General features: G+C 67.6%; 9 protein-coding genes. 6 read left to right on the forward strand and 3 right to left on the reverse strand.

The window, feature by feature from the left end; translation table 11 throughout:
* Positions 1-73: 73 nt before the first annotated feature.
* Both pknB and ASE16_RS14115 read right to left on the reverse strand, forming a co-directional pair.
* Positions 74-1,990, reverse strand: a complete 1,917-nt coding sequence (gene pknB, locus ASE16_RS14110) for a Stk1 family PASTA domain-containing Ser/Thr kinase (protein ID WP_055895978.1) — start codon at positions 1,988-1,990, stop codon at positions 74-76.
* Between the two features lie 91 nt (positions 1,991-2,081).
* Complete coding sequence (locus tag ASE16_RS14115) at positions 2,082-3,209, reverse strand: LysM peptidoglycan-binding domain-containing protein (RefSeq protein ID WP_055896609.1); 1,128 nt, start codon at positions 3,207-3,209, stop codon at positions 2,082-2,084.
* Positions 3,210-3,366: 157 nt separating this feature from the next.
* Here ASE16_RS14115 and ASE16_RS14120 point away from each other — a divergent pair, with 157 nt between their 5' ends.
* On the forward strand, positions 3,367-3,708 hold the full coding sequence (locus tag ASE16_RS14120) for an Rv2175c family DNA-binding protein (RefSeq protein WP_055895981.1): 342 nt from the start codon (positions 3,367-3,369) through the stop codon (positions 3,706-3,708).
* A 43-nt stretch (positions 3,709-3,751) separates the two neighbouring features.
* On the opposite strand, the gene ASE16_RS14125 is transcribed toward ASE16_RS14120, so the two are convergent.
* On the reverse strand, positions 3,752-4,867 hold the full coding sequence (locus tag ASE16_RS14125; RefSeq protein WP_055895983.1) for a polyprenyl synthetase family protein: 1,116 nt from the start codon (positions 4,865-4,867) through the stop codon (positions 3,752-3,754).
* Positions 4,868-4,943: 76 nt separating this feature from the next.
* Between ASE16_RS14125 and ASE16_RS14130 the strand changes: the two genes are divergently transcribed.
* The 5 genes from ASE16_RS14130 to ASE16_RS14150 all read left to right on the forward strand — a co-directional run bounded on the left by ASE16_RS14130 (position 4,944) and on the right by ASE16_RS14150 (position 9,562).
* A complete protein-coding gene (locus ASE16_RS14130; RefSeq protein ID WP_055895988.1) occupies positions 4,944-5,333 on the forward strand; it encodes a DUF3040 domain-containing protein in 390 nt (129 codons plus the stop codon).
* Between the two features lie 254 nt (positions 5,334-5,587).
* Positions 5,588-6,019, forward strand: a complete 432-nt coding sequence (gene mraZ, locus ASE16_RS14135; protein ID WP_055895993.1) for a division/cell wall cluster transcriptional repressor MraZ — start codon at positions 5,588-5,590, stop codon at positions 6,017-6,019.
* Positions 6,020-6,123: 104 nt separating this feature from the next.
* Positions 6,124-7,077 carry a 16S rRNA (cytosine(1402)-N(4))-methyltransferase RsmH gene (rsmH, locus tag ASE16_RS14140; RefSeq protein ID WP_055895997.1) on the forward strand — a complete coding sequence of 318 codons (954 nt, stop codon included), beginning with the start codon at positions 6,124-6,126 and terminating at the stop codon, positions 7,075-7,077.
* Positions 7,074-7,793 (forward strand): hypothetical protein, encoded by a 720-nt coding sequence (locus ASE16_RS14145; protein ID WP_055896000.1) that lies wholly within the window; start codon positions 7,074-7,076, stop codon positions 7,791-7,793. Before rsmH ends, ASE16_RS14145 begins: the two co-directional genes overlap by 4 nt.
* Before the next feature lie 20 nt (positions 7,794-7,813).
* The gene (locus tag ASE16_RS14150; protein ID WP_055896004.1) at positions 7,814-9,562 is read left to right on the forward strand and encodes a peptidoglycan D,D-transpeptidase FtsI family protein; all 1,749 of its coding nucleotides are present in this window, start codon (positions 7,814-7,816) and stop codon (positions 9,560-9,562) included.
* Positions 9,563-9,583 lie beyond the last annotated feature (21 nt).

Below are 9,583 nucleotides of genomic sequence, written 5' to 3' on the forward strand. Positions count from 1 at the left end.
TTGTTCACACCACGACACGGCGTGTCGCGTGAACAAGTCCGGACTCGATTGTTTTGCGGGGGGAGTGAGGGGGTCAGCCGAAGATGGGCTTGAAGGTGACCTTGACGGTCGAGCCTTTTTTGGCGTCGGTGCCGGCGGCTGGGTTGGTGCTCGCGACGATGGCGACGCCGGGCAGGATGTCCGCCGTCTTGTCGTAGTCGAGCTGGAAACCCGCATCCTGGAGGGCCTTCTTGGCGTCGATCCAGGTCTTGCCCGCGACGTCGGGCACGGGGACGGGCTCCGGGCCCTTCGAGGTCTCCAGCAGCAGGGTGTCGTTGGGCTTCACCGGCCCGTCGCTCTGTGCCTGCGCCTGGATCACGTCGCCCTCCGGCACCGTGTCGCTGTAGCTCTGCGGGCCTTGCTCGGCGAACAGACCGACGTCTTTGAGGGTTGCGGTCGCGTCGGCGACGGACTTGCCTGCGACGCTCGGGATGGCGCCGACCGACACCACCAGGCTCACCTTCGCGCCCTCGAAGTACTTGCCGCCGCCGGAGAGGTCCGTGCCATCGGCCGTCGCTGCCGAGATGACGGTGTCCTTGGGGATCTTGGCGTCGAACTGCTGGGCGACCGGTCCGAGCTGTGCGCCGACCCCGGTGATCAGGGACGTGGCCTTCTCGAGCGTCTGCCCCGCGAGCGCCGGGATGTCGACCGGCTTCGGCCCCTGCGACACCTTGATGGTGACGACGCTGCCTCGGTTCGCGGACGCGCCGGGCTCTGGATCCGTGTTGGAGACGAGTCCGGTGCCGATCGTGGTGCTGTACTCCTGGCCGAGCTTGGTCTCGAAGCCGAGCGCCTTCAGCTGGGCGGCTGCCGCATCCGGAGTCTTGCTCGCCACGTTCGGGATCTGCACCAGCGAGCCAGGACCGGAGCCGAAGTACCAGCCGGTGCCACCGGCGACGCCGGCGAGCAGGATGACGAGCGCGAACAGCCACCAGCCCTTGCCGCGCCGGCGCTTGGCCGTGGCGGTGAGGGTGTCGATGGTGCTCGGCGTGGTGGAGGCGACCTGCTGCCGGATGGCCGGGTTGATGATCTGCGTGTCGCCGTCGTCGATGCCGGGGCCGAAGGCCGGAGGCATCACCATCGTCGGCTGGAAGGCAGAGGTCTCGCCCCTGATCGCCTTCTCGGCCTCGACCAGGCGGTCGAGCATCTCCCGCGCGTCCTTCGGGCGCTGGTCGGGGTCTTTGGCCGTCGCCCAGAGCACGAGGTCGTCGAGCTCGGCAGGCACGGAAGGGTTCTTGCTGCTCGGCGACGGCACGGAATCGTTGGCGTGCTGGTACGCGATCTGCATCGGCTGCTCGCCCTTGAACGGCTGCTCGCCGGTGAGCATCTCGAACATCATGATGCCGAGCGCGTAGATGTCGCTGCGCGCATCCGCCACCCCTCGGGTTACGAGTTCGGGGGAGAGGTATGCGATGGTGCCGAGGAGCGCCTGGCCGGTCGCCGTGTTGGCGCTTGCAGCACGTGCAAGACCGAAGTCGCCGATCTTGATGCGGCCGTCGTCGGCCAGCAGCACGTTCTCCGGCTTGAGGTCGCGGTGCACGATCCCGGCCTTGTGCGCGGCGGCCAGCCCGGAGAGCACCGCCTCCATGATGTCGATGGTCTGCTCCGGGGTGAGCTTGCCGTAGTCCTTGAGCAGATCGCGCAGGGTGATGCCGGGCAGATACTCCATCACCAGGTACGCCATGTCGGAGTCCTGGCCCTGGTCGAAGACGTTGACGACGTTCGGATGCGCGAGCCTGGCGGCGGAGCGCGCCTCCTGCACGAAGCGGCTCTTGAACGTGCTGTCGTCGGCGAGGTGGCCGTGCATGATCTTGATCGCGACCCTGCGCTCGAGGCGCAGATCGGTGGCGAGGTACACGGTGGCCATGCCGCCTCTGGCGATCCGCGAGCGCACCTGATAGCGGCCGTCGATAAGACGGCCGATCATGGGATCGGTCTGGCTCGTGGTCACGAGTCGAGTTTAGGGAAAGGGGTCTGCGCGAAGCCTGCAAAACACCGTGAACGGCCGGGCCGTGATCGCGTTGTGACCATCCGGGGCCCGATCACCCGAGCTGGGCGAGCCAGGCCCGCGCCGACGCCTCCCATTTCGCGTACGCGTCCGGGTACGCGGAGATCTGCACGGCCTGTGCTGCCTGGGTGACGCTCATCGAGGTCCAGCCGGGGATGTCGAGCAGTCCGCGGGTGCGACCTGGGTTCGGATTGTTCTTCCCGCCGTAGAACGCCATCGCCGCGAAGTGCGGGTCGAGGATCTGGGCCGGGGTTCCCCATCCGGTGCTCTGGCGCTGCTGGAACAGGCCGAGCGAGTCGCGGTCGCCGTAGCGCACGTTGCGCATCCCGGATTCCTGGGCTGCCGCGGCGAGGGCGATCACGATGCCCTGGTCGCTGACGCCCTCCTGGCGTCCGACCTGCACGATGACGGCGGCGTTCGCGCGCATCTCGTCTGTGAGCGCGACGACGGCCCCGGTGGCGGGCGCGGGGATGGGGGCCGGCGCAACGGGGGCGGGAGCCGGTGCTGGCGCCGGTGCGGCGGCGTGCGGGGTGTTCACAGCGGCCGTCGCCATCCCAGGAATGGTCACGAGTTGGCCGGGGAAGATCAGGCTGGAGCTGCTGAGCCCGTTGGCGCTCAGGACGGCGCTGGTCGCGACGCCGAACCGCGCGGCGATGCCGCTGATCGTGTCGCCGGAGGCCACCTTGTACTTGCTCGCCGCCGGAACGGGGGACGGGGCGGTGACGGGTGTGGCGACGGTGCCTCCGCCGAGGGCCAGCACCTGGCCGGGGAAGATGAGGCTCTTCCAGCTGAGTCCGTTGAGGGCGAGCACGCTCGCCGTGGACAGGCCGAAGCGTCCGGCGATGCCGGACACCGTGTCGCCGTTCTGCACGCGGTAGCTCGCTGGCGCGGCAGCGACCGCGGTGGCGCCGGTGGATGCGGTCTGTGCGCCGCCGATGGTGCTCACGGTGGAGCCCGTGTCGCCCTGCTTCTGCGGTGCCTTCTCCTTGGAGCGCTCCGTCTCACCGCTGGGAGCGGCGGCGTGGGCGGGTGTAACGAGTCCGAGGGTGACGGCGACGGAACTGGCGATGGCGATCGGCACGGTTCCGAAGAGCCCGCGCGTCGTCCTGCGCTGCGCGCGCGTCGGAGTGTCCGTTGCTGAGTTGGTCTCACTGTCGATCATCGACATAGAACTCCCACCTTCGTGCCGTGTTGCGAGTCTCCACGCTGACACACAATGAATAAGGAGTCAATTAGTGTGACTGATGTGATTTGAGTTTACATGATCGTAACAATTGGATGCGCTCACGCCGAGGCCAAGGCCGTGGCACTCTTGAGGGGTGACTGAGCAAGCCCCAGCCCGCGAGTGGCTGACCATCCCCGACCTCGTCGACTCTCTCGGACTCGGTGTCAGCCGGGTCCGCCGCCTGATCGACGACCGCCACCTGGCGGCCAAGCGCATCGACGGCGTCCTCAAAGTCCCGTCCGACTTCCTCAAAGACGGCCAGCCGCTCGGCGAACTCCGCGGCACGCTGATCGTCCTCGGCGACGCGGGGTTCGACGATGAGGAGGCCGTCGACTGGCTCATCCAGGAGGACGAGGTGCTCGGCACCGCGCCCATCGACGCGCTGCGCGCCGGACGCAAGGCCGAGGTTCGCAGGGTGGCCCAGGCGCTCGCCTGACCGCCTCCGCGGCACGGCTCGGACGCGGACTCCGCGCCGTGGCTCAGTAGTTCCTGCGGGTGACCGTCACGGCAAGCTCGCGCAGCTGCGCCTTGGCCTGGGGGCCGAGCGGGGCGGCGTCGAGCGCCTCGATCGCTCGCGCCACGTTGGCGGCGATCAGCTTCTCGACCCTGTCGACGGCTCCTGAGGCGCGGATCGTCATCTGCATCGTCTCGATCTGCTGCGCGGTGAGCGCCGGGTCGCCGAGCAGTTCGTCGAGCGTGGAGCGCGCGCCGCTCGGGATCGCCTCCCTCGTCAGAGCGATCAGCACCGTGCGCTTGCCCTCTCGGAGGTCGTCGCCGCTCGGCTTGCCCGTGACGGAGGCGTCTCCGAAGACCCCGAGCAGGTCGTCGCGCAGCTGGTACGCGATGCCGAGGGGGAGTCCGAAGCCGCGCAGTGCATCGAGCTGGCCCAGCGTGGCCCCTGCCAGGCTCGCGCCGATCAGGAGCGGCGCCTCGATGCTGTACTTGGCCGATTTGTAGACGATCACCCGCTCCGCGCGTTCGAGCTGGTCGGCGTCCGGCTGGCTGCTCCAGCCGATCTCCTCGAAGATGTCGAGGTACTGCCCGGCCATCACGTCGATGCGCATCCGGTTGAACTCCGCGCGTGCCGCTCGCCTGGCGGACGGGCTGACCACCTCGGTGAGCCCCTCGTCGAACAGCTCGTCGCTGAGAATCAGGAGCAGATCGCCGAGCAGGGTCGCCGCCCCCGTTCCGAACGTCTCGCCAGAGCCCTGCCAGCGGTTCTCCGCGTGCAGGGACTCGAACCGCCGATGCGCCGCGGGAGCACCACGTCTGGTGTCCGAGTTGTCGATGATGTCGTCGTGCACCAGCGCTGCAGCGTGGAACACTTCGAGGGCGCTCGCGGCGGACACCACGGCGTCGAGCGGACCGCCAGGGGTGATGGTCTCGAGGTCCTCGTTCCCCGCCGAACGGACGGCTTGCCACCCCCAGAAACAGAACAGTGCGCGGAATCGCTTGCCGCCGCTGAGAAAATCCCGGGAGTACGCCGCTATCGGGGAGAGTTCGTCCGCTATGGAGACGAGAATGGATGCGCGTGCATCGAGGAATCCATCGATTCTGGACTGGATGAGGTCGACGAACCGAATGCTTTCTGACACACGCCTAGCCTAGCCATCACGGCGGGACTAGAATCAGGCTCACAACGCCACGAACCCGGGAAAGAGGGGGAAACGGATGCCGCTTTCGGAACATGAGCAGCGCCTCCTCGAAGAGATGGAGCGCAGTCTCTATCAGAACGACGCAGATTTCGTCGCGAAGGTCGGAGGCACGCGCGCTCGACCCGCGTACCGCTCCATCGTGCTCGGCATCCTCATCGCCGTGGTCGGTATCGCCGTCCTCGTCACCGGGGTGTTCGTTCAGCAGCCGCTGGTCGGCATCCTCGGCTTCGTCGTGATGTTCGCCGGTGTCCTCGTGGCCATCGCCCCCGGTAAGCGCATCGCGCCAGACCCGGATGCGACGCCGTCGTCCTCCACTCGTGGCGCCAAGCAGGGCAAGGCAGCCCAGGCCGGCTTCATGAACAAGCTCAACGACCGCTGGGACAAGCGTCAGGACGGGCAGGGCTGACCGCCTCCCTCCACCGGGCTCCACCCCCACCCCTTCTTCGGGCCGATCTTCGGATCGGCCCTTTTTTCATGCCCTTTTGGCACCCGGGTGATCCAAACCCATCCACTTCCCTCCACCGCAGAATTCCCTGATTTTCTGCGGCCTGCTGGCCCCTTATCGGGGCAATATTCCCGAAACTGCTGAATTTGTGGATGGATGTGGAGTAAAGTGGAGCAACACCGCAACCTTGGCCGGAAGAGTGGGGGGAGTCACCGATGTTTCTCGGTACGTACGCCCCCAAGCTCGACGAAAAAGGACGCATCATCCTGCCGGCCAAATTCCGGGATGAGCTCGCGTCCGGCATCGTCCTCACTCGCGGCCAGGAGCACTGCGTCTACGTCTTCAGTCAGCGCGAGTTCGAAGCGCTGCACGAGAAGATCCGCCAGGCGCCGGTGACGAGCAAGCAGGCCCGCGACTACCTCCGCGTCTTCCTCTCCGGAGCGAGCTCGGAGGTTCCGGACAAGCAGCACCGCGTGACGGTGCCGCAGACCCTCCGCTCGTACGCGGGACTCGATCGCGACCTGGTCGTGATCGGCGCGGGAAGCCGCGCGGAGATCTGGGACGCACAGGCATGGGAGACCTACCTGGCCGAGCAGGAAGCAACATTCGCCAACACCACAGAGGAGGTGATTCCGGGACTCTTCTAGCCCCTGACGCCTGACTCCCAGCCATTCATCGCCCTGACGCACTTCCCCGGCGCCAGGTACCGAATGGATGGGGATCAGGATTCAGGAGCCGGTCCTCTCGCATCATGACCGACGATCAGATTCACACCCCGGTACTCCTCGAGCGCTGCATCGAGCTGCTGGCCCCCGCCCTCGACACCCCGGGAGCCGTCTTCGTCGACGCGACCCTCGGCATGGGAGGGCACTCGGCCGGCATCGTCGAGCGCTTCCCCGACGTCACGCTGGTCGGTCTCGACCGCGACCCGGACGCCCTCGCCATCGCGGGGGAGCGTCTGGCCAGGTTCGGCGACCGCGTGCACCTGGTGCACACCGTCTACGACGGCATCCTGGATGCGCTCGACGGCCTCGGCATCGACGAGGTGCACGGCATCCTGTTCGACCTCGGCGTCTCGTCGCTGCAGCTCGACAGGGTGGAGCGCGGATTCTCGTACTCGAAGGACGCTCCGCTCGACATGCGGATGGACGGCACCAGCGAGCTGACCGCCGCCACGATCCTCGCCGAGTACAGCGAGGCGGACCTGCGCCGCATCTTCCGCGAGTACGGCGAGGAGAAGCTCGCCGCCCGCTACGCGCAGAAGATCGTCGCCGCCCGCGAGGTCGAGCCGTTCGTGCGCTCGGCGCAACTCGTGGATGTGATCACCAAGGCCACCCCGGTGGCCGTCCAGCGCCAGGGGCACCCCGCCAAGCGCGTGTTCCAGGCGCTGCGGATCGAGGTGAACCAGGAGCTGTCGGTGCTCGAGCGGGCCATTCCCGCAGCCATCGACGCTCTCGCGATCGGCGGACGCATCGTCGTCGAGGCGTACCAGTCGCTCGAAGACCGGATCGTGAAGCGCGAACTGCAGACCAGGTCCACCTCCAGCGCTCCGGCCGGGCTTCCGGTGGAGCTGCCGGAACACCGACCGGAACTGAAGCTGCTGATCCGCGGTGCCGAGCTGGCGAATGACGAAGAGAAGGCGGCCAACCCGCGAGCGACGCCTGTTCGCCTGCGTGCGGCCGAACGCGTGAGGAGGGGCTCGTGAGCACCAATCTGGCCGAGAAGCGCCCATCCATCGGGTGGATCGGACGCACAGCACCGCGGCCGGAGGTCGAGGAGCGCCCCAGTCACCTCGAGGTCGTCACCACTCGCTCGCAGCGCAGGGCGCGCCCGCGCACCGTCTACGCGATCATCGCCGTCGGTGTGCTGTTCGGCGTGGTCGTCGCCCAGCTGCTGATGAGCATCGCCGTCTCCCAGGGCGCATACCAGCTCAATTCGCTGCAGGACAAGCAGACCGAGCTGCAGCGCTCGTACCAGGCGGCGTCGGAGGACCTGAACCGGCTCTCCTCTCCGCAGAACCTGGCTGCGAACGCCAACGCGCTCGGGATGGTCACCAACAGCAACCCTGTCTACCTGCGCCTGTCGGACGGCGCGGTGCTCGGCGCTCCCCTCCCTGCGAATGGCGCGGCAGGCACCGTCACGGGCGGACAGGGCAACCTCGTTCCGAACTCCCTGCTCGCCGGCGTCCCGCTCGCAGCGGCGAAGACCCCGGCGGCGAACGCGACGGCGACCCCGCTCACCGGTGCGCCAGCGGGATCGACCGCAGGCTCGAAGGCGGGCGCGACGACAGGCGCTGCTGCCGGGTCGACCGCGACGGGCGCGCAAGCTGAGAATTCCGGTAGCACGAGCGCGCCGGACACGCAGGCGACACCGCCGACCGTACCGTTGGACGGAGCGTTGCCGACCCCGGTGACGCACTGACGCGGGGACGAGTTCCGAACGTGCTTACGAGAAAGATGATGCGGCGCAGGACCGCCATCACGGTCGTCGCTGTCGCGGCGACCGTCGGCATTCTGGGCGCGAAGCTGGTCGACATCCAGGTCGTCAACGCCGCAGAGCTGCAGAAGAAGTCGGTCAACGCCAAGGAGGTCGAGACGACCCTGCTCGGCGCGCGCGGCAGCATCGTCGACGACAGCGGCACCGTCCTCGCCGACACCGTATACAAGTACACCGCCGCCGTCTCCCCGAAGGATGCGGTGGCGGGCAAGGACGGCAAGGCCAACATGATCGAGGCGGCAGCCAAGATCGGCGCCATCACCGGTCAGGGCGGCCCGGCGGTTCAGAAGATCATCGAGGACGCCCTCGCAGCCAACCCGAAGTCGCAGTACGCGCTCGTGAAGACGGGGCTCGACGTCGGCGCGTTCACCAAGCTCGACAAGCTTCCGTACCCGTGGCTCACGTTCACCAAGGTGCCGGCGCGCACGTATCCGAACGGTGCCGTCGCGGGAAATCTGCTCGGGTATGTCTCCGCCGGCGGCCTCGGCGGCCTGGAGGACAGCGAGAACGCATGCCTCGCCGGTGAGAACGGATCGCAGACGTACCAGCGCGGAGCGGATGGCGTCGCCATCCCCGGCAGCACGGTCACGCAGAAGGACGCGAAGGACGGCGGCACCCTCAAACTCACGATCGACCGCGATCTGCAGTGGTTCAGTGAGCAGACCCTCGCACAGCAGGTCGCAGCGACAGGGTCCAAGTTCGGCTTCGTGACCGTCGCCGACGCCAAGACCGGCAAGATCAAGGCGATCGCCCAGTGGCCGGCCCTCGACCCGAACAACATCGACGCCACGGACCCGCAGTACTGGGGCCTCCTGCCGTTCACGACGCCGTACGAGCCCGGCTCGACCTTCAAGGCGCTCACCGCCGCGATGCTCATCGACCAGGGCAAGGCGAGCCCGACCAGCGAGGTGCTCGCACCGTACCGCTTCGTCTCCGGTCAGGGCGCGGATCTGCACGACTCGGGCTATCACGACCCCGAGCGGCTGACCCTCACCGGCGTGCTCATGAACTCGTCCAACGTCGGGATGTCGATCCTCGGCAAGGCGCTCACCGACCAGACGCGCTACGACTACCTCAAGAAGTTCGGGATCGGAGACGCCTCCGGGCTGCCGTACCCCGGCCAGTCGGACGGCATTCTGAACCCGGTCGCCGACTGGGACGACCAGACCAAGTACGCCACCATGTTCGGCCAGGGCGTCTCCGCCACCCAAATCCAGATGGTCAGCGCGTACCAGGCGCTCGCTAACGGCGGCACGCGCATCCCGCTGTCGCTGGTCGAGGGATGCACGAAGTCGGACGGCACCGTCGTCGACGTCCCGAAGCCCAAGGCCACCCAGGTCGTCTCCGCCGGTGCCGCCAACACCACCCTCGGGATGATGGAGAGCGTCGTCACCCAGGGCGAGCTCGCCAAACAGCTCCAGATCCCCGGCTACCGGGTCGCCGCGAAGACCGGAACGGCGCAGCAGCCGGACGGTAACGGAGGCTACCTGCCGTCGTACTACGTATCGGTCATGGGCGTCGCCCCTGTCGACGATCCGCAGTACGTCGTTTCGGTCAACCTCGGATACCCGACTACCATTACTTCGTCGGCAGCCGCCGCTCCGCTGTTCCACACGATCATGAGCCAGGTGCTGAAGACCTACCGGGTGAAGCCGTCTACGTCCACCCCGGCCGACTACCCGCCCTACTACTGATGAATATCGTCTACTGAAAGT

Source organism: Leifsonia sp. Root227 (assembly GCF_001428745.1).
Classification (GTDB): domain Bacteria; phylum Actinomycetota; class Actinomycetes; order Actinomycetales; family Microbacteriaceae; genus Leifsonia.